Annotated in this window: 17 protein-coding genes and 1 pseudogene; 12 read left to right on the top strand and 6 right to left on the bottom strand. The window is 70.6% G+C overall.

What is annotated here, in order from left to right:
- Window positions 1–10: 10 nt before the first annotated feature.
- A pseudogene (gntF, locus tag Asi02nite_RS16690) lies at window positions 11–865 on the bottom strand (guanitoxin biosynthesis pre-guanitoxin forming N-methyltransferase GntF); the annotation flags it as partial.
- A 350-nt stretch (window positions 866–1215) separates the two neighbouring features.
- Between gntF and Asi02nite_RS16685 the strand changes: the two are divergent.
- Window positions 1216–3216 carry an ATP-binding protein gene (locus Asi02nite_RS16685; RefSeq protein ID WP_203713927.1) on the top strand — a complete coding sequence of 667 codons (2001 nt, stop codon included), beginning with the start codon at window positions 1216–1218 and terminating at the stop codon, window positions 3214–3216.
- Window positions 3217–3254: 38 nt separating this feature from the next.
- On the opposite strand, the gene Asi02nite_RS16680 is transcribed toward Asi02nite_RS16685, so the two are convergent.
- The 3 genes from Asi02nite_RS16680 to Asi02nite_RS16670 all read right to left on the bottom strand — a co-directional run bounded on the left by Asi02nite_RS16680 (window position 3255) and on the right by Asi02nite_RS16670 (window position 6480).
- Window positions 3255–3473, bottom strand: a complete 219-nt coding sequence (locus Asi02nite_RS16680) for a hypothetical protein (protein WP_203713925.1) — start codon at window positions 3471–3473, stop codon at window positions 3255–3257.
- Window positions 3470–4495 carry a hypothetical protein gene (locus Asi02nite_RS16675; RefSeq protein WP_203713923.1) on the bottom strand — a complete coding sequence of 342 codons (1026 nt, stop codon included), beginning with the start codon at window positions 4493–4495 and terminating at the stop codon, window positions 3470–3472. Before Asi02nite_RS16675 ends, Asi02nite_RS16680 begins: the two co-directional genes overlap by 4 nt.
- A 188-nt stretch (window positions 4496–4683) precedes the next feature.
- Window positions 4684–6480: a sigma-54-dependent Fis family transcriptional regulator gene (locus Asi02nite_RS16670; RefSeq protein WP_203713921.1), complete on the bottom strand. Its 1797-nt coding sequence runs from the start codon at window positions 6478–6480 to the stop codon at window positions 4684–4686.
- A gap of 109 nt (window positions 6481–6589) precedes the next feature.
- On the opposite strand from Asi02nite_RS16670, the gene Asi02nite_RS16665 reads away from it, so the two are divergent.
- The 10 genes from Asi02nite_RS16665 (at window position 6590) to Asi02nite_RS16620 (ending at window position 16939) form a co-directional block, all read left to right on the top strand.
- Window positions 6590–6832: a hypothetical protein gene (locus tag Asi02nite_RS16665; protein ID WP_203713919.1), complete on the top strand. Its 243-nt coding sequence runs from the start codon at window positions 6590–6592 to the stop codon at window positions 6830–6832.
- 79 nt (window positions 6833–6911) lie between these two features.
- The gene (locus tag Asi02nite_RS16660) at window positions 6912–8564 is read left to right on the top strand and encodes a ferritin family protein (RefSeq protein WP_239126759.1); all 1653 of its coding nucleotides are present in this window, start codon (window positions 6912–6914) and stop codon (window positions 8562–8564) included.
- Between the two features lie 10 nt (window positions 8565–8574).
- Window positions 8575–9621, top strand: a complete 1047-nt coding sequence (locus tag Asi02nite_RS16655) for an FAD-binding oxidoreductase (RefSeq protein ID WP_203713917.1) — start codon at window positions 8575–8577, stop codon at window positions 9619–9621.
- Complete coding sequence (locus tag Asi02nite_RS16650) at window positions 9618–10784, top strand: ferritin family protein (RefSeq protein ID WP_203713916.1); 1167 nt, start codon at window positions 9618–9620, stop codon at window positions 10782–10784. The genes Asi02nite_RS16655 and Asi02nite_RS16650 overlap by 4 nt, the downstream gene beginning before the upstream one ends.
- Complete coding sequence (mimD, locus tag Asi02nite_RS16645; protein WP_203713914.1) at window positions 10781–11152, top strand: propane 2-monooxygenase effector subunit MimD; 372 nt, start codon at window positions 10781–10783, stop codon at window positions 11150–11152. Before Asi02nite_RS16650 ends, mimD begins: the two co-directional genes overlap by 4 nt.
- A gap of 5 nt (window positions 11153–11157) precedes the next feature.
- On the top strand, window positions 11158–12228 hold the full coding sequence (locus tag Asi02nite_RS16640) for an amidohydrolase family protein (RefSeq protein ID WP_203713912.1): 1071 nt from the start codon (window positions 11158–11160) through the stop codon (window positions 12226–12228).
- The gene (locus Asi02nite_RS16635) at window positions 12225–12920 is read left to right on the top strand and encodes an iron-sulfur cluster assembly protein (protein WP_203713910.1); all 696 of its coding nucleotides are present in this window, start codon (window positions 12225–12227) and stop codon (window positions 12918–12920) included. The genes Asi02nite_RS16640 and Asi02nite_RS16635 overlap by 4 nt, the downstream gene beginning before the upstream one ends.
- Window positions 12917–13942 (top strand): NAD(P)-dependent alcohol dehydrogenase, encoded by a 1026-nt coding sequence (locus tag Asi02nite_RS16630; protein WP_203713903.1) that lies wholly within the window; start codon window positions 12917–12919, stop codon window positions 13940–13942. Before Asi02nite_RS16635 ends, Asi02nite_RS16630 begins: the two co-directional genes overlap by 4 nt.
- A gap of 13 nt (window positions 13943–13955) precedes the next feature.
- Entirely contained in the window at window positions 13956–15647 is a 1692-nt protein-coding gene (groL, locus tag Asi02nite_RS16625; RefSeq protein ID WP_203713901.1) for a chaperonin GroEL, read from the top strand.
- A gap of 17 nt (window positions 15648–15664) precedes the next feature.
- Entirely contained in the window at window positions 15665–16939 is a 1275-nt protein-coding gene (locus tag Asi02nite_RS16620) for an Nramp family divalent metal transporter (protein ID WP_275410348.1), read from the top strand.
- Here Asi02nite_RS16620 and Asi02nite_RS16615 read toward each other — a convergent pair.
- The gene (locus Asi02nite_RS16615) at window positions 16936–17169 is read right to left on the bottom strand and encodes a hypothetical protein (RefSeq protein ID WP_203713899.1); all 234 of its coding nucleotides are present in this window, start codon (window positions 17167–17169) and stop codon (window positions 16936–16938) included. The genes Asi02nite_RS16620 and Asi02nite_RS16615 overlap by 4 nt on opposite strands.
- 122 nt (window positions 17170–17291) lie before the next feature.
- Here Asi02nite_RS16615 and Asi02nite_RS16610 point away from each other — a divergent pair, with 122 nt between their 5' ends.
- Window positions 17292–17834 (top strand): vWA domain-containing protein, encoded by a 543-nt coding sequence (locus Asi02nite_RS16610; protein WP_203713897.1) that lies wholly within the window; start codon window positions 17292–17294, stop codon window positions 17832–17834.
- Here the strand turns inward: Asi02nite_RS16610 and Asi02nite_RS16605 are convergent.
- Window positions 17831–18982 (bottom strand): hypothetical protein, encoded by a 1152-nt coding sequence (locus Asi02nite_RS16605; RefSeq protein ID WP_203713895.1) that lies wholly within the window; start codon window positions 18980–18982, stop codon window positions 17831–17833. The genes Asi02nite_RS16610 and Asi02nite_RS16605 overlap by 4 nt on opposite strands.
- Window positions 18983–19068: the final 86 nt, after the last annotated feature.

Genomic DNA, 19068 nt, shown 5'->3' with positions numbered 1-19068 from the left:
GCAGCACCGCCCGGAGGTCGTCTTCCCCGACGTTCGCGCTGGGGAACAGCCGGCCGCCGACGGTGTAGCCGCGGCAGCGGTGCAGCGCGGCGGTGACGAACAGGCCGCCGGGCCGGACCAGGCCCGTGATGTTGCGCATGAAGCGGCGCCAGGTGGCGGGGTCGTCGGTGGCGGAGTCGGCGCAGTAGGCGCTGACCACGGTCGCGTACCGCTGGTCGACGGGGCGCGGATCGCCGGCGTCGACGCGTACGAGCCGGGTGATCTTCGCTCTGGTCAGGTCCGCGCGGTTCGCCACCTCGGCTTCGGTCGGCTCGCGGCCCGTCTCGCAGCGCAGCGTGTGCCGGATGAACGGGCGCCAGTCGTGGGCGCCCGGCTCCCCGTCGATCCAGCGCCGGATCTCGGCGAGGTTCGCCGGCAGGTAGTCGCCCAGGTGGATCTCGGAGGCTCTCTCCGCGGCCGCGAACACGTGGTGCATCGTGGGCCCGACGCCGAAGAACAGCACCGGCTGGTCGCGTTCCGCGTGCCGCAGGGCGTCGACGAGGAACGCGATGGTGACGATCTCGTCGGGCTCGACGGTGCGGTAGTAGTCGGCCAGGTAGCGGGCCGGATCCCAGTCGGTGTCGAAGGACGCGTACCGGCGGCGGCGCAGGACGGCGGTGGTGAGGCGGGCGAGGCCGTACTCGTAGAGGGCCGCACCGAGGTTCGCGCCGGCGAGGAAGATCAGCGCGTCGGTCGTGGTGATCGTGTCCGTCGCGGCGGCGGCACCGAACGCCGCCGCGTAGTAGGGCAGCTCCTTGGCGACCTCGGTGGCGGCGTACGCGACGGCCGCTGGCAGCCGCGGTGACCGGCCGCGCCGGCGGGCCATCTCGTACGCCGCCTTGGACAGCACGTTGGTGCTCGTGCCCGTCGCGGCCAGCAGGCGACCGTTGGCCCGCAGGTTGACACCCAGGCCCACGGCCCAGGTCAGGTAGCTGCCGACGAGCATGGCCAGCACCCAACTTTGGTCGAGGCCCGCGAGCAGGCCCGAGGCCACGAGGCCGGCGCCGGCCGCCGCGGCGACCGCGTCCAGCGCGTAGGTGGACGCCGCGGTGGCGGCGACGCTGATCGTCCACGTGAATCGCATGGCCGACGGTTGCCCGGAAGCGCGCTCACCCGCCAGGTCAGATAGTTGTTAATCGCTGTCCAAAGCGGGTCCGGCGGCGGAGAGTGGACCACGTGGCCACGAGCCTGGGCGAGCTGCTGGAAGGCGCGCGGCGGGAGCGGTTCGTCGGGCGCCGCGCCGAGGTCGCCAGCTTCGACGACGCGCTCGCCGGGCGCACGCCGCGCCGGGTGCTGTTCGTCCACGGCCAGGGCGGCATCGGCAAGACCACGCTGCTGGCGGAGTTCCGCGCCCGGGCGCGCGCCGCCGGCCGCGAGGTGGCGCAGGTCGACGGCCGCGAGATCGACCCCTCGCCGGAGGCGCTGCTGAGCGCGCTGGGTGGCGCGCTGGGTGGCGCGCGGCCCGGCGTGCTGCTCGTGGACGGTTACGAGGAGCTGGGGCCGATCGACGGCTGGGTACGCGACGATCTCGTCCCCGGTCTGGCCGCCGACACCGTTGTCGCGCTGGCCGGCCGTTCGCCGCCCGCCGCGCCGTGGCGGGTCGACGCCGGCTGGCGGCACCTGGTGGCCGTGCACCGGCTCGACCCGTTCGACGAACGGGACAGCCTGGACCTCCTGGCCCGGGCCGGCACCGCGCCAGGGGTGCGGGCCCATCTCGTGCGGCTCGGCCACGGCCACCCGCTGACGATCGCCCTCCTGGCCGACCTGGCCGCGACGGGCGCGGTCCCGGAGTCCCTCGCCGACGCGCCGGACCTCATCTCGGTGCTGCTGGAGTCGTTGCTGCACGACGTGCCCGGCGACGCGCACCTGACCGGCCTCGCGACCTGCGCGATCGCCTGGGTGACGACCGAGGAGTTGCTCGCGCACATGGTGGGCGTCGCCGCGCCGGAGGTCTGGCGGTGGCTGGCGGCACGGCCGTTCGTCACCCGCGGCCCGCGCGGGCTGTTCGCCCACGACCTCGCCCGCGACGTGCTCGACGCGGAGTTCGAGCGCCGGCTGCCGGAGCGGTACCGGGGGCACCGCCGGACGATCCACGCGTACACGGTCGCGGGCCTGCGCACGACCAGCGGCCCCGACCGCCAAAGGCACGGCCAACAGCTGCTCTTCCTGCACCGCAACAGCCCGTTCGCCAGCGGTTTCGCGGCGTTGCGGGCGCTGGGCTCCGCCGCCGTCGTGCCGGCCCGCACCGACGAGCACGAGGAGGTCGGCGGGATCGTCGAGCGGTTCGAGGGTCCGGCCGCCGGGGCGCTCGCCCGGTCCTGGCTGCGCGACCAGCCCGACCACCTGCACGTGGTGCGCTCCCCCACCGGCGTCGCCGGGTTCGCCCATCACCTGTTCTTCCCCAGCGGCGGCGAGGCCCACGACCCGGTCGTGCGCGCGATCCTCGACCACGTCGACCGCCACGGCCCGGCCCGCCCGGGCGAGCTGGTCAACATCATCCGCTTCATGGGCGGCACGGGCGACTACCAACGCGACCCGTACGCCGTCCTGGCCGCACCGGTCTCCAGCGTGATCGAGTGGATGACCAAACCACTCGCCTGGTCGTTCGGCGTAACGGTCGACCCGGAGTTCTGGGCACCACGTTTCGACTACGTGGCTTTCGCGCCGCTGGTCTCGGTGGACCTCGACGGCCGCCGGCACGTCGCGTTCGGCCTGGACTGGCGCCGCCTGCCGGTCGACACCTGGCTGGACCTGATGCGCGAACGCGGCCACACGGGCGAGACGGGCCCACCGCCGACGGCCCTGCTCCGCCCACCACCGCTGTCCCACGCGGAGTTCACGGCGGCGGTCAAGTCGGCGCTGCCTTACTTGCACCGCCCGGCGCAACTGTGCACGAGCCCCCTGCTGGGCTCGGCGCTGGCGTCGACCCCGACGGGCCCGTCCACGGACGGCCTACGCGCCACGATCGAGGCGGCGGTGACCCGCCTCGCGGACGAGCCGAAGGGCGCCCAGCTGGCGTCGGTCCTGCACCGCACCTACCTACGCCCGGCGCCGTCACAGGAGGCCGCGGCCCAGGTCCTCGGCCTACCCCTGAGCACCTACCGCCGCCACCTGGCCCGCGCCCTGGACCGCCTCACGGAGCTCCTCTGGACGATCGAGACGTCTAGCGCGCTTTAGGTCCGGGGACGACCGGGATTGGATCCCCAGCGCCCTACTCACACCTGTTCGTCGGGCGAAGGTCGATTGGCTGGACCGCCCAGCAGCCGACCAGCTTCGGCCCGCCGCTCGGCGCTGGGGTGCCAGAGGGCGACGATCACGGTGGCTGTGTGGAGGGCCATTGCCACCATGCGCGGCAACATCAACAACACCACTATCGGCGTTCCAACCTGCCCGGCACTCGCGACCAGCTCACCGAGCACGTCAGCGGCGATCACCGGCTGACTCCGTCGCCGACGCTTCGACGCCGTGGCAACACCCGATCGAGCCACGCGCTGGCGGCGCCCACTTTTTCGAATGAGTCCCGCCAGTCGTCGTCAGGCCCTGGGAGCTCTCGAACGAACCGCAACTCGAGCATGGCGTCGCGGGATCCAGCCGGGTGGAAGTTGAACCGGCACTGCCATTCCGTATGAGGATCTGCCTCGTCGCAGCGGCACGTCATCTTTGCCAGTTCGAGCTTCAAACCGAAGTGAGGATCGGTGAGTACTGACACGAAGGACGCATGCGACTTCCAGGCATGGCTCATGGTCGACATCTCGATGATCCATCGGGAGCCGGTGACCCAGGAACTCGTCGTATACGCCGACGATACGGAGTAGAAGAGATTGATGCGCTGGAACAGATCGCTGCCCAGCCGCCAGAGAGCGTCGCCACGGAAGGCGATCCAACTTGGACGTTCGGCGGCTTCTTCCGCCGTCAGGACGCGCTGGTTCCACAACGGCAGAAACCCCGCGGCGCGAGTGTCATCCTCGACCTTGGCGAGGACGGCGCGCCAATTGGTTCCTCTGCTGCCCCGGAGAACAAGGTGTCCGGACCCGTCCCGCTCAATGAGGTGGAGGTCGCGTCCACCCTTGCCTGCGATCGACTGGACCCTGAGACCCGGAACCTGGCTGACTTCGACATCGGGCTGGAGATAGGGCAACAAGTTGTCGACGGCGACCGAGCTCATGAGTTGCGTAGTGCGATCGAGGAAGACGGTGTGATGATCCAGCGCAATGATGACCTTGCCACGCTCGTGCCAGACGCCCTTGACTCCAAAGGGATGCGCCCAACAGTTGCCGCCTGCGCGGACCACCTGCTCGAAAACCAGTCCGGCGAACCGTGTCCGTTCTTGATCGATGGTCGGCAGCATGACATCGGGACGCGATCGAAGGTCGGCGATCGCGTGGGCCTGCGGCTCGCCGGTGTAGAGCACTCGGCGGCGGGCGACCTGGGCCAGGGACTGCTGCTGCGCGAACATCGCGGCTCCGCTCCTGAGCGCTCCTACCCCTCGAGCACCCAACAACGTGGTTGCGGACGCACAGCCATGCCAAGCGAGCGTGATATCCCATGAATGGTGTGGCTAACGGGGTAGCGCCACACCGAGACGGGCCACTCAGGTCCCTGTGGCTCGAATTATCACCGAACTGACCCACTGCGGCAAGTCGGTCAGGTCGTCGGGGTGACGATGCCGTACTCGTGGATTTTTCTGTAGATCGTGGCTCGTGACATGCCCAGCGCGCTGGCCGCCTTGATTTTGTTGCCGTCCCAGTCCATCAGGCTGCGGACGATCGCGTCGCGTTCCATCGCTTCCAGCGGGCTCAGCAAACGGCGGCTGACCGTGCGGCATTCCGGCGGTAGGTCCGCCGGCAGGATCGCGCCCGCGCGGCGGTGTTGGACTATGCGGCGTAGCACCTGGAACAGCTGTTCCGTGTTGCCTGGCCAGCTCGAGCGCAGCAGCAGCTGCATCGCGTCCGGGGAGCACGTCAGGTTGCTGCCGCCGACCAGGCGGGACAGGAAGAACGGGACCAGGGCGTGGACGTCCTCCACGTGGTGGCGCAGCGGCGGCAGCTCCACCGTGCTCGGGAAGAACCGCAGCAGGCCCGCCATCTCGCCGCTGTCGTGGCGTTGGCTCAAGGTCACCGCGACCCACGGCGGCGACGGGAGGGCGCGGGCCTCCTCCAGCAGGCGGGACAGCGACCGCAGGCGGCCGCTGCTGAGCCGGTCCACGTGCGTGATCACCACCGCGCGGGAGTCGTCGAGCAGCTCGCGGTGGGCGTCGGCCAGCCAACCGCGGCGGACCGCCGTGGCCGCGTCCAGCACCGTGAAATGCACGCCGGGGCGGCGGTGCTGGTGGACCGCGCGGACCACCGCCAGCTTGCCCACCCCCGGCTCGCCCTCCACCGCGAGCCACTCGCCCGCGTCGTAGACCGCGCGCACCTGGTGGCAACCCCGCAGCCACAGCGCACCCGACCCCACCAGGCCGGGGAGGAACATCCGGATCGGGGTGGCCGTCTCCGGGCGCGACGCGGCGCCGGGCCCGGAGAGCTTCACGTGCACGACACCGCCGGCCAGGCGGCCCTCGCCGCGGACCGGGCGGCAGTAGAGGCGGGCCCGGGCGCCGCTCGGCAGGGACACCACCACCGAGCCCGTCGGCGTCCGGCTCGCCAGCGTCTCCGCGGCCTGGGCCAGCAGGATCGACTGCTCCGTCGGGTCGAGCACCTGCCGCGCGTTGTCGTTCATCATCACGACGTCGTTGTTCAGGGCCATCACGATTCCGGCGGTACGGCGGCAGGTGCGCAGGTATTCCTGCAGCAACTCGAGCTCGCGGATGCCGCTGTCGGTCAGCAGCGCCTGCTGGATCTGGCCCGCCGTGGTCTTGGCCAGCGTCAGCAGCAGCGGGTCGGCGTCCTTGCGCCAGCAGGTCAGGTCGACCGCGCCGACGGTCTTGCCGGAGATCGGGTGGTGGATCGGGACGCCCGCGCAGGCCAGGTCCTCCAGGTTCTCGGCGTAGTGCTCGTGGCCGAAGACGTGCATCGGCCGGCCGCCTTCCAGGGCCGTACCGATGCCGTTGGTGCCGACATGTTCTTCGGCGTAGCTGAAACCGGGCGCGAGGTTGACCCGTTCCAGGTGCGTGTCGAGATCACGACCCGCGTCCATCCTGGTCAACACGAGCCCCTGCGGGTCGGTGAGGATGATGCTGATCGGCTGGCCGTCGAGGTGCTCGCGCAGGTGCCGCAGCACCGGCAGGGCGCTGCGCGTCAGCGGCGTGTCGAGATCCGGGTCTCGCACGTAGGTCAGGTCGATATGGTCGGCGGCCACGTTCCAGCGCCTGGACCGCCACCAGGAGGCGAGGATCGCGTCGCGCACCTGGTTGGTGTCGACGGCCTCGGCGGTCAGGAACTGTTCCCGTGTTCGCGCCAGCTGGTCGCTGTGCCCGTCCGGCGACTTCGATCGTGGCGGCATGGCGGCCCCCATGCTCCGGTTACATCCTGGTTACACCGTACGCGCCGGGTCCAGCCGGACCGTCTCATGTTGAGACCCCACAGCCGGCGGCCGGGTGTGGACTCGAACGATGGAGCCGACGGAGGCGCGCGAGTCGTTCAACCCGTGGAGCGTCGTCAACGTGGTCTTCCACCACCTCGCGGCGCAGGGCCTGCATCCGATCCTGGGCGGCGCCGATCCGGGTGCCCCGGCGGCCGATCTCCTGCGCGCCCTGGGCATCGAGCCGGCGGCCGAGGGTGATCGACAGGTGGGCGAGAACGTCAGGAAGCACCTCGCGGAGATCCGCGCCGCGATGTTCGACGACGGCTCCTGACTCAATGTGAGACCGCAGGCGACAACGGTGTGCGGTCTGATCCGTCGCATGGCGCACAGTCAACGGTGAGGAGTGACCCATGAGTCGGCAGAGCGTGGCCAGGGCTCATCAGAAGATCCAGGAGTTGTCCTGGGAACCCATGTACCACGAGCCGGTGTCCCACTACGGAACCGACTACACCTTCCGCAAGGCGCAGAAGAAGGACCCGCTCAAGCAGGTCCTGCGGTCCTACTTCCCGATGCAGGAGGAGAAGGACCACCGGGTGTACGGCGCTTCCGACGGCGCGATCCGCGGCAACATGTTCCGCCAGGTGCAGGAGCGTTGGCTCGAATGGCAGAAGCTGTTCCTGTCGATCATCCCGTTGCCGGAGATCTCCGCGGCCCGCGCGATGCCGCTGCTGTTCCGCACGGTGCCCAATCCGGAGCTGCACAACGGCCAGGCCATCCAGATGATCGACGAGGTCCGGCACTCGACGATCCAGCAGAACCTCAAGCGCCTGTACATGAACAACTACATCGACCCGGCGGGCTTCAACAGCAGCCTCCGCAACTTCCAGAACGACTACTGCGGGACGATCGGGCGGCAGTTCGCCGAGGGCTTCATCACCGGCGACGCGATCACCGCGGCCAGCATCTACCTCACGATCGTCGCCGAGACGGCGTTCACGAACACGCTCTTCGTCGCGATGCCGGCCGAGGCCGCCGCGAACGGCGACTACCTGCTGCCGACGGTGTTCCACTCGGTGCAGTCCGACGAGTCGCGGCACATCAGCAACGGGTACGCGACGCTGCTCATGGCGCTCGCCGACGAGGGCAACCACCAACTGCTCGAGCGGGACCTGCGGTACGCGTGGTGGAACAACCACCGGGTCGTCGACGCCGCGATCGGGACCTTCATCGAGTACGGCACGAAGGACCGCCGCAAGGACCGCGAGTCGTACGCCGAGATGTGGCGCCGCTGGATCTACGACGACTACTACCGCTCGTACCTCGTACCCCTCGAGAAGTATGGTCTGGTCATTCCGCACGACCTCATCGAGGAAGCCTGGAACCAGATCTGGAACAAGGGCTACGTGCACGAGGTCGCGCAGTTCTTCGCGACCGGCTGGCTTGCCAACTACTGGCGGATCGACCCGATGACCGACAAGGACTTCGAGTGGTTCGAGCACAAGTACCCCGGCTGGTACGACCGGTACGGCAAGTGGTGGGAGCAGTACAACCGCCTCTCCACGCCTAACGGGCACCACCCGATCGTCGCGGAGGACGTCGACTACCAGTACCCGCACCGCTGCTGGGTCTGCATGGTCCCGTGCCTGGTCCGCGAGGACATGGTGATGGCCGAGGTCGACGGCCAGTGGCGCACCTACTGCCACGAGGCGTGCCGGTGGACCGACGTCGAGGCGTTCCGCCCGACCTACCAGGGCCGCCAGACGCCCAACATGGGCCAGCTCATCGGCTCCCGCGAGTGGGAGACCCTCTACCACGGCTGGAACTGGGCCGACGTGGTCTCCGACATGGGCTTCGTCCGCGACGACGGCAAGACCCTCGTCGCGCAGCCGCACCTGAACCTCGACCCGTCGAAGATGTGGACGCTGGACCACCTGCGTCGGATGGATCCTCTCCTGAGCCCGAACGTGCTGCTCAACGAGATGACGGACGACGAGCGGGCCGCCTTCCACGCCGCGTACGTCCGGGGTGGACCGGCCGGACGCTTCGCCCGCGACGACGCCTGACGGCACGGCGATGGGCGAGAAGCACCGCGTCCGGTTCGAGCCCGTCGGCATCGAGATCGAGGTCGACGAGGAGCAGACCGTGCTGCGTTCCGCGGCCGAGCAGGGGCTGATGCTCATGCACGGCTGCAAGGAAGGGCAGTGCGCGGCCTGCAAGTCCTTCGTGCTCGACGGCGACGACATCGAGCTCGACCGGTACTCCACCTTCGCCCTGCCCGACTACGAGAAGGAGGAGGGCTTCACGCTGCTGTGCCGGGCGCACGTCTACGAGGACGTGACGATCGAGCTGCTCAACTTCGACGAGGAGATGATCCGGTCCGGGCTGCCGATCCAGAACGCGGTGGCGGAGGTCGTGTCGATCGACCACGTGACGCACGACCTCCGGCACCTGGTGCTGCGGCTCGTCGAGCCGACGGACATCACGTTCTTCCCCGGGCAGTACATGGACATCGCGGTGCCCGGGACCGACGCGACCCGGTCCTTCTCGATGGCGAACACCTCCAGCCGTGAGGGCGGGCGGCTGGAGTTCGTCATCAAGGTCTACCCCGACGGCCTCTTCTCGTCCTTCCTGGACGGTCGGCTGGCCGTCGGTGACCGGCTCGACCTGACCGGCCCCTTCGGCGTCTTCACGCTCCGCGAGGGGCACGACGAGGACATCGTCTTCGTCGGCGGCGGCGCCGGGCTCGCACCGATCCTGGCCCTGCTGCGCTCGATGGCGGAGCGCGGGATCGACCGCCGGGCGGTGTTCTACTACGGCGCCCGGCGCCGGCGCGACCTCTGCTTCGTGGCGGAGCTCGAGGCGCTCGAGGAGAAGCTGCCGAACTTCCGCTTCGTGCCGGCGTTGTCGGAACCCTCCGATGAGGACAACTGGGACGGCGAGGTCGGCCTGATCACCGACGTGGTCAAGCGCGACGAGGCCGACCTGCGCCGCGCGCACGCGTACCTCTGCGGGCCGCCCCCGATGGTCGAGGCGGCGATGCCGTTGCTCGGCCTGCTCGGCGTACCCGAGAAGCACATCTACTACGACAAGTTCACGACGACTGGTGGGGAGGACCGATGACGACCGCGGAACGCAGTGTTCCCAAGCCCGTCTTCACCGACGCCGAAGCCGGTGCGAAGGAGTTCCCAGACTCGACCGCGCGCCGGTTCAACTACTACACACCGCAGAAGCGCAAGCAGACCCACTACGAGGACGTGACGGTCGAGGTCCAGCCCGACCCGCGGCACTACCTGGCGCAGGGCTGGCTGTACGGCTTCTCCGACGGTCGCGGCGGCTACCCGCTGGACTGGACCGTGCTGAAGGCGTGGGGCTCGGACCGGCCCGAGCCCGCCCGCGGTCCGGGTTCGGGCGGCAAGGGCTACGACTGGCCGGCCCACGGCTGGCACGAGTTCCGTGACCCCAACGAGGAGTGGGAGCTGTCGCTCTACCGCTACAACGCCAACGTCGTGCGCCAGGTCGGCCAGAACGTCGAGGCTGCCCGCCGCTCCAAGGCGTTCGAGCAGTGGAACACCAACTGGGTGCGGTTCGTCGAGCGGCACGTGGGTGCCTGGATGCACGTCGACCACGGCCTGGGCCTCTACCTGTTCGCCAACGCCAACCGGCGGGCGCCCACCAACATGCACAACAACGCGATCTCGGTGAACAGCATGCACCGGATCCGGGCCGCGCAGGACCTCGCGCTCTACGGCCTCACGCTGAGCGAGGAGATCGAGGGCTTCGACGGGTCGGCACACCTGGACGCCTGGAACAACGACCCGGCCTGGCAGGGCGTACGCGAGACGGCCGAGCGCCTGACCGCGGTCGACGACTGGTGCGAGGCGGTGTTCGCGGCCAACGTCGTGTTCGAGCCGCTCGTCGGCGAGCTGTTCCGCAGCCACCTCGTGCAGCACGCCGCGCCGCGCAACGGCGACTTCGTGACGCCCACGATCGTCGGGGCCGAGGAGTACGACTTCTCGGAGCGCGACCTGCGCTACACGCGGGCGATGTTCGAGTTGCTGACCGCCGATCGCGAGTTCGCCGAGCACAACAAGCGGATCCTGCACTCCTGGATGGCCGACTGGGTGCCGGCCTCGATCGCCGCGGCCCGCGCGTTGCAGCCGCTGTGGTCGCAGCCGGAGGCCAAGCCGCCGCGCTTCGAGGACGCGCTGGACAGCGCCAAGAGCCGCTTCGCCGGCATCGTGACCGACCTCGGCCTCGAGACACCGAAGGAGCTGGCCCAGTGACGCAGTTCAAGGTTTCGGAGAGCCCGTTCAAATCCGACAACAGCCCGTCGAACATGTGCGGCTTCACGCTGATGAACAACCAGGTCGGCGTCGTGGTGGCCGAGGTCATGAGGACCAAGCCGAACGTACGCGTCACGCCGTTGCCGTCGATGATCCGCGTCGACGCGCTGAACCGGATGGACGTCGTCTACGACGAGATCTCCGAGGCGCTCGGCGAGGAGGCCGGCTACTTCGACGCGGCCGAGTTCGAGGAGAGCATGTCGACCCACTACGGCCGGATGATCCACGAGGACGACCGCACCATCATGTTCGCCAACCCCGAGGACGCGGCCGAGTACATCGGCTTCGACCTGACCGCCGGGAGGTAACCGCTGTGTACGAGAAGGACGGGGAGAAGTACTTCGTCGTCGACAGCCACATGCACTACTGGCAGGCGGGTCCGGAGACCTGGGTGCCGGGTGCCGAGCACTACGCCAAGGGCTGGATCGAGTGCTTCCACGCCTACCAGGGCCTGGCGCCGGCCGAGACGCACTGGCCGATCGAGAAGTTCATGTCGTACACCGAGGACGACCTCATGAAGGACGTCTTTGAGGACGGCTACGTCGACGTGGCGGTGTTCCAGCCCACCTACCTGACCGAGTGGTACCGGGACGGCTTCAACACCACCGAGCGCAACGCGGCGCTGGGCGAGAAGCACCCGGGGAAGTTCATCGCCAACACGCGGTGGGACCCGCGCGAGGGTGAGGACGGGCTCAAGAAGCTCGCGGAGAACGTCGAGCGCTACGGCAGCAAGGGTGTCAAGCTCTACACGGCCGAGTGGCGCGAGGGGTCGCGCGGCTGGAAGCTCACGGACCCCGGTGCGTACAGGTATCTGGAGGCCTGCCGGGACCTCGGGATCGTGAACATCCACGTCCACAAGGGACCGACGATCTGGCCGCTGGACAAGGACGCGTTCGACGTGTCCGACGTGGACCACGCCGCGACCGACTTCCCCGAGCTGAACTTCATCGTCGAGCACGTGGGCCTGCCGCGGATCGAGGACTTCTGCTTCATGGCGACCCAGGAGCCCAACGTGTACGCGGGCCTCTCGGTCGTCATCGGCGGTCTCATGCACGCCCGGCCGAGGTTCTTCGCGAAGGTGATGGGCGAGCTGCTGTTCTGGGTCGGCGAGGACAAGATGACCTTCGGCAGCGACTACGGCATCTGGGAACCGAAGTGGCAGATCGAGGGGTTCGTCGACTGGGACTACCCGAGTGACGAGTTCTCCGACTACCCGCGGGTCACCACGGCGACCAAGAAGAAGATCCTCGGGCTCAACGCCGCGAAGCTGTACGGCATCGAGGTGCCCGCGGAGTGCCAGCTCCCGGCCGACGCCGGCACCCCCGCCGCCCGCGACGACTCGGTCGGCGTGTCGGCAGAGTCGCCCGCGGCCACGTTGGCATGACCACCACGGTCGGGTCGCGCACCCTCCTCGAGGCCCTCGGGGAGGTGCGCGACCCTGAGCTGGACGAGCCGATCACCACGCTCGGCTTCGTCGCGTCGGCATCGCTGTCCCCGGACGGCGACGCGGCGGTGCACCTGCGGCTGCCGACCTACTTCTGCGCGCCGAACTTCGCCTACCTGATGGTGGCCGACGCCTACGACGCCGTGTCCACCGTGGACGGCGTGCGCCGGACGGAGGTGGTGCTGGACGACCACTTCGCAGCCGACGCGATCAACGAGGGGGTGGCCGCGCGGGCCGGGTTCGTCGCCTCCTTCCAGGGCGAGGCGGTCGACGAGCTCGACTCGTTGCGGTCCGACTTCCTCCGCAAGGCCGTGCTGGCCGGCACCGACCTGGTGTGCCGGCCACTCGTCGACTCGGGCTCGTCGCCGGCGGCCCTGGCCGCGATGACGCTGGGCGAGGTGCCGCCGTCGCCGGCCCTCGACCGGTTGCGCGGCCGCCGCGCAGAGCTGGGCCTGCCCGCGGGCGACGAGGCCCCCCTGCTCGTCGATCCGGCATCCGGCGCGGCCGTCGGCGCCGAGGCGGTGCCCCTGCACCTGCGCAAGGCCCGGCTGACCCGCACCAGCCTGGACGCCAACACCGGCATCTGCCGCGGCATGCTGCGGCACCGCTACGGAGTGGAGGAGGAGACATGAAGGCTGTCCGGCTGAAGGCGTACCACGAGCTGCCGGTGGTCGAGGAGGTGCCGGACCCGACCGTCAAGGGCCCGTTCGACGTGCTCGTCCGGGTCGGCGGCGCCGGTGTCTGCCGGACCGACCTGCACATCATCGAGGAGCAGTGGGCGGCGGCGATGGGTGTCGCGCTGCCCTACACGCTCGGCCACGAGAACGCGGGCTGGGTGCAGGAGGTCGGCTCGGCGGTCTCCAGCGTCGCCGTCGGCGACACCGTGATCCTGCACCCCACGCCGACCTGCGGGCTGTGCCGGGCCTGCCGGGCCGGCGACGACATGCACTGCGTCAACAGCTCCTTCCCGGGCCTGTCCGGCGACGGCGGGATGGCCGAGTTCCTGCTGACGTCGGAGCGGGCGTGCGTGAAGCTGGATCCCTCGACCCAGCCGAAGGATGTCGCCGCGCTCGCCGACGCCGGCATCACCGCGTACCACGCGGTCCGCAAGGCCGCGCCGTTGCTCTTCCCGGGCACGACCGCCGTCGTGATCGGCGCCGGCGGCCTCGGGCACATCGGGATCCAGTGCCTGGCGGCGCTGACGGCCACGCGGATTGTCGTCGTCGACCGCAACCCCGACGCGCTCAAGCTGGCCGAGCAGATCGGCGCCAACGACACCGTCGTCGCGGACGGGTCGCACGTGCAGGCGGTGCAGGACCTGACCGACGGTCGCGGCGCCGACGTCGTGCTCGACTTCGTCGCCGAGCAGGGCGCGGAGAAGGACGGCTTCGCGATGACCGCGCGGGCCGGCTCCTACTTCGTCATCGGGTACGGCGGCACGGTGGAGATCCCGACCCTCGACATCATCTCCACCGAGCGCAACATCGTCGGGAACATCGTCGGCACCTACAACGACCTCGCGGAGCTGATGGTGCTCGCCCAGGCGGGGCGGGTCACGCTGCACACCCGCACCTATCCGCTGGACGCCGCGGTCGACGCGATCCAGGACCTCGACGCCGGCCGGGTCCGCGGCCGCGCCATCCTCGTACCGTAAAGGAGCCCTTCCGATGGCCAAGGAACTGCGCTTCGGTGCCGATGCGCGCTCCCTCCTGCTGAACGGCGTCGACAAGCTGGCCGAGGCGGTCAAGTCGACGTTGGGCCCGAAGGGGCGCAACGTCATCCTCGAGAAGATCACGGGCTCCCCGGTCGTGACGAACGACGGCGTGACCATCGCCCGGGAGATCCACCTGAAGGACCAGTTCGAGAACATGGGCGCGCAGCTCGTCAAGGAAGCGGCGATCAAGACCAACGACATCGTCGGCGACGGTACGACCACCGCGACCGTGCTGGCCCAGGCGATCGTGCACGAGGGCATGCGGGCGATCGAGGGCGGGGCGAACCCCGTACTCGTGAAGCGGGGTGTCGACCTGGCCGTCGACCGCCTCGTCGAGCGCCTGCGCGAGGTCAGCCGCCCGGTGTCCACACAGGAGGAGCTGAGCCGGGTCGCGGCCATCTCGGCCAACGACGACGACGCGGTCGGGTCGGTCATCGCGGCCGCGCTGCACACCGTCGGCGACGCCGGCATCGTCACCGTCGACGAGTCGCAGCGGCACGGCATGAGCGTCGAGTTCGTCGAGGGCTTCGAGTTCGACAACGGCTACCTGTCGCCCTACATGGTGACCAACCCGGCGAGCCTCGAAGCGGTCGTGGACGACCCGTACATCCTGCTCTGCAGTGAGAAGATCACGAAGGTCCAGCAGCTCATGCCGATCCTCGACAAGATCATGCGGGCACCGCGGCCGCTGATCATCGTCGCGGAGAACGTCGAGGGCACGGCGCTGTCGATGCTGGCGCACAACCACGTCAACGGGGTGTTCCAGTGCGTGGCCGTGCGGGCGCCCGGGTTCGGCGACCGCCGGCTGCACAAGCTGGAGGACATCGCCGCGATCACGGGAGGCGCCGTCTACAGCCGACACTCCGGCTTCACGCTGGAGACGATGACGCTCGACCAGCTCGGCCGGGCGGCCCAGGTACGCGTCAACGCCGAGCGCACGGCCATCATCGACGGCGCGGGCGACGCGGCGGCGGTCGAGTTCCGGGTGACCCAGCTCCGGGCCGAGCTCGAGCGGGCGACGTTCGGCGCCGACGAGGACGTGCTGACCGAGCGGATCGGCGCGCTGTCGGGCAAGGTCGCCGTGATCAACGTCGGCGCGCCGACCAACGCCGAGCTCAAGGAGCTGCAGCACCGGGTCGAGGACGCGCTGTCGGCCACCCGGGCCGCGATGGCCGAGGGGATCGTCGCAGGCGGCGGCGCGGCCCTGCTGCACGCGGCGAGCGCGCTGGACGCGCTGGACGTCAAGGACGACAAGGCGACGGGGGTCGAGATCGTCCGCCGGGCGCTGACCGAGCCGGCGTTCCTGATCGCCGCGAACGCCGGGTACTCCGGCCAGGAGGTCGTCGACCGGATCTCCAAGCTCGGGCCGGGCGAGGGCTTCGACGCCCTGGAGGGCCGGTTCGGCGACATGATCGAGATGGGCATCGTCGACCCGCTGCGGGTGGCCCGGTCGGCGCTGCAGAACGGCGCCTCGGTCGCCGGGCTGCTGTTGACCACCAACACGCTGGTCGCCGAGGAGCAGACGCCGTGGGGCGGCAGCGCGGCGCTGATGACCGAGTTCGGGCCGCTCGACGAGGGCCTGAAGCAGCCGTCGCCGGACTCGAGCACACCGCAGTCGCTGGGCCTCGGCCCGTCGGTCGGTTAGCTCGCACCGTGGGACCCGTGAAGGGCGACGGCGTGGCAGTGCCCGCCGTCGCCCCGTCCGTACTGCGGGAGCTGCGCTCCCGGGGGCGCCTGCGCGGGATGGTGGCGCTGCTCGGGCCCGCGTTCGTGGCGGCCGTCGCCTACATCGACCCGGGCAACTTCGCCACCAACTTCACCGCCGGCGCAAAGTTCGGTTACACGCTCGTCTGGGTCATCGTGGTCGCGAACCTGATGGCGATGCTGGTGCAGTACCTGTCGGCCAAGGCCGGCGTCGCCACCGGTCGCGACCTGCCGGAGCTGTGCCGCGAGCACCTGCCGAAGCCGGTCTCCCGCGGCCTCTGGGTGCAGGCCGAGATCATCGCGATGGCCACGGACCTGGCGGAGTTCGTCGGCGCCGCGGTCGGGCTCCACCTGCTCTTCGGCGTGCCGCTGTTCGCCGCGGGCCTCATCACCGCGGTCGTGGCGTTCGCCATCCTGGCGCTGGAGCAGCGCGGCTACCGGCGCTTCGAGCTGGCGATCATCGCGCTGCTCGGCATCGTCTTCCTGGGCTTCCTGTACGACCTGCTGGTCGTCGGCGCCTCGCCGTCGGGCATCGCGTCGGGCCTGGTGCCCCGCCTCTCCGGCGGCGACAGCCTGCTGCTGGTCTGCGGCATCATCGGCGCGACGGTCATGCCGCACGTGGTCTACCTGCACTCGGCACTGACCAAGTCCCGGGTGGCCTGCCGCGACGACGCGGAGCGCCGCGAGCTGTTGCGCTTCCAGCGCCTCGACGTGGTGATCGGCCTGGGCGCGGCCGGCCTGATCAACCTGTCGATGCTGGTGATCGCCGCCGAGCTGTTCAACGGCGGCGGCCGCTCCGACATCGACTCGATCGAGGGCGCCCACGCGGGCCTGGCCTCGATGGTCGGCGGCGGCGCGGCCCTGGCCTTCGCGGTGGCGCTGCTGGCGTCGGGCCTGTCATCGTCGAGCGTCGGCACGTACGCGGGTCAGGTCGTGATGCAGGGCTTCATCCGCCGCCGGATCCCACTGTTCCTCCGGCGCGCGGTGACGATGGCGCCGGCGCTGCTGGTGCTCGGCCTGGGCCTGCCGCCCACGGACAGCCTGGTGATCTCGCAGGTGGTCCTCTCGTTCGGCATCCCGTTCGCCCTGGTGCCCCTGCTGCTGCTGACCCGCCGCCGCGACATCATGGGCGTCTTCGTCAACAACCGCCTGACCAACACGACCGCGGGCACGATCGCGGGGCTGATCATCGCCCTGAACATCTTCCTGCTGTGGGACACGTTCTTCGGCTAGGTGGCGGCGAGGACCATCATGACGAGCCCGGCCACGGTCACCGCCGCGCTGACGCGGAGAAATGCCGGATTGTGCGCGCACCACCACCGGATCCGCGGCTGCACGCACCCGGGCACCTCGTCGATCCGCACGGCCCGCAGGGCGACGACATTGAGCACGCCGGTCAACAACCCGAGCGCACCGAACCCGGCCACCACCTCAGCGACCTGCGCGAACGTCGTCGGCTCCATATCCGCATCACACCGCGTGTCGACACCGTCTCCCGTCTCATCCTGAGACGCCGAGGCGCGTTCGTCGATGACCGGGACGGGTCGCGACCGGTCCGTCAGATCCGACACGGGGCGATGTGACCGTGACCGTACTGCTCTATCTCGTCGTGGACGTGTCGGGCTCCACGGTGCGTCGAGGCTTCCACGGCGGTGTCGTCCGCGCGCTGCCCGGGATCGTCGGCGACCTCGAACGGACCGGCGGGGACGACGCGTGGCTCAGCATGATCACCTACTCCACCGAGGCGGCGGTGCTGATCCCGCTCACCCGCGCGCGGGACGTCCAGGTCCTGCCCGCCCCGCGTGCCGGTGGCTTCAGCTCCCTGGCCGCGGCGTTGCGCCTCCTCGTCGGCACCGTCGGGAGCGACGCCGCCCTGCTCCGTGCGGACGGCCTCACCGCGCCGGAGCCGACGGTGCTGGTCGTGGCCGACGGCCTGCCGACCGACCGCGACGAGGACGTCCTGGCCGCCCGGGACGCGATCGAGGCCGACCTGCATCTGGCGCTTCCGGCCGACGTGCCGGCACTGGCCGCCGCGGGCCTGCGCGGCACGCGCCACCCGCTGACCCTGGGCACGCCGGAAGAGGTGGCCGCCTCGGTGTGCGACGCGGCGCGACGGGCCGTGCGCTAGAGGTCCAGCGGGCGGGCCGCGCCGAGCGTCGGGACGCCGTCGGCGATCGACACGGTCGCCAGCCAGGCGAACCGCGCCGCCGCGACCACGAGCAGCCCGGGTGCCGCGGCCAGCGCGTGCGGCGCCCGTTCCGGCCGCGGCGCCTGTGCCGGCGGGTCGACACTGCGCCAGGTCCGCGCGCCCGCGAGGTCGTACGCGAGCAGGTGGCCGGCTGCGGTACAGCCGAGCAGGACACCACCCGCGAGCGTCAGCGCCGCGATCGGCACCGGAGGTGCGAGCGCCGTCCACCTGCCGAGGCCGCCACCGGCCGGGTCCCACGCCGCGTACGCGAGCGTGCCGGACTCGGTGAGCGCCGCCAGCCACATCGCCCGCGGGCCGGCCGCACCGGCCGCCAAGGCCGCCAGCCGCCCAGCGCCCGGGACCGCCCCGATGTCCACACCCGACCCCGTCGCCCAGCCCCGCAGCGCCCGGTGCGCGATCCGGACGCGGTCCGGTGTCCAGAACACGTCCACCGACTCGCCGTCGCCGGACACCGCCGCCAGCGGGTACCGGACCTGGTCGGCCGTCACCACGGTGCGCTGCTCACCGAGTGACACCACACCCCCGGGGGTGGTGACCGGTCGCGCGAACACGCCGCCCGCACCCGACCAGAAGACGTGGTGGTCGGCGAGCGCCACGTCACGGGAGACGGTCGCGGTCGGCGTGGCGACGCGGCGCCAGCCGCTGCCGTCGCCGACGAAGACCCCGCTGCCGGTGACCAGGCCGACGACCGCGGCACCCGCCGGTCCCGGCTGGACGGCGACCGCGGTCGGGACGCCGGGCCGTTCGGAGACGAACCCGGGGCGGTCGGCCGCGCTGGACCGGACCTCACCTGTCGACGCCGCGATCCAGGCGGACACGAGCTGTTCGGCCACCTCGGCGCGCAGGCCCGCATGGTCCGTGAGGCGGTTGCGGGCCTCCCGCGCGTGGCCGCCGGCCAGCAGCCCCGGCAGGCCTGTCCGTGCGGCCACCACGAGCAGGCGCACAGCGTGGTCGTCGTCGGGCAGCAGGTCGCGCAGGGCCCTGGCCAGCCGGGCCGGCTCGGTCAGGAGAGACGGGTCATGGTCCGATACCGCCCGCAGCGCGGCGGCGGTCGACTCGACGTCCATCGTGTGCCTCCGGGGTGCTGTCCGTCAGTTCACGGCGAGCGGAGGTTGCCGCCGCTCACCTGTGTCTGGCGGACGAGAGGAAATCC

The sequence above is a fragment of the Asanoa siamensis genome (assembly GCF_016862555.1).
Classification (GTDB): domain Bacteria; phylum Actinomycetota; class Actinomycetes; order Mycobacteriales; family Micromonosporaceae; genus Asanoa; species Asanoa siamensis.
Note: the sequence above shows the minus strand (reverse complement) of the source record. Positions and strands in the feature narration are given on the sequence as shown.

Coding starts and splice junctions, on each gene's coding strand:
- Asi02nite_RS16665 (WP_203713919.1), top strand. CDS start 6,590: ATGGAGCCGACGGAGGCGCGCGAGTCGTTCAACCCGTGGAGCGTCGTC.
- groL (WP_203713901.1), top strand. CDS start 13,956: ATGGCCAAGGAACTGCGCTTCGGTGCCGATGCGCGCTCCCTCCTGCTG.
- Asi02nite_RS16615 (WP_203713899.1), bottom strand. CDS start 17,169: ATGGAGCCGACGACGTTCGCGCAGGTCGCTGAGGTGGTGGCCGGGTTC.
- Asi02nite_RS16630 (WP_203713903.1), top strand. CDS start 12,917: ATGAAGGCTGTCCGGCTGAAGGCGTACCACGAGCTGCCGGTGGTCGAG.
- Asi02nite_RS16635 (WP_203713910.1), top strand. CDS start 12,225: ATGACCACCACGGTCGGGTCGCGCACCCTCCTCGAGGCCCTCGGGGAG.
- Asi02nite_RS16675 (WP_203713923.1), bottom strand. CDS start 4,495: ATGTTCGCGCAGCAGCAGTCCCTGGCCCAGGTCGCCCGCCGCCGAGTG.
- Asi02nite_RS16655 (WP_203713917.1), top strand. CDS start 8,575: ATGGGCGAGAAGCACCGCGTCCGGTTCGAGCCCGTCGGCATCGAGATC.
- Asi02nite_RS16605 (WP_203713895.1), bottom strand. CDS start 18,982: ATGGACGTCGAGTCGACCGCCGCCGCGCTGCGGGCGGTATCGGACCAT.
- Asi02nite_RS16650 (WP_203713916.1), top strand. CDS start 9,618: ATGACGACCGCGGAACGCAGTGTTCCCAAGCCCGTCTTCACCGACGCC.
- Asi02nite_RS16660 (WP_239126759.1), top strand. CDS start 6,912: ATGAGTCGGCAGAGCGTGGCCAGGGCTCATCAGAAGATCCAGGAGTTG.
- Asi02nite_RS16670 (WP_203713921.1), bottom strand. CDS start 6,480: ATGCCGCCACGATCGAAGTCGCCGGACGGGCACAGCGACCAGCTGGCG.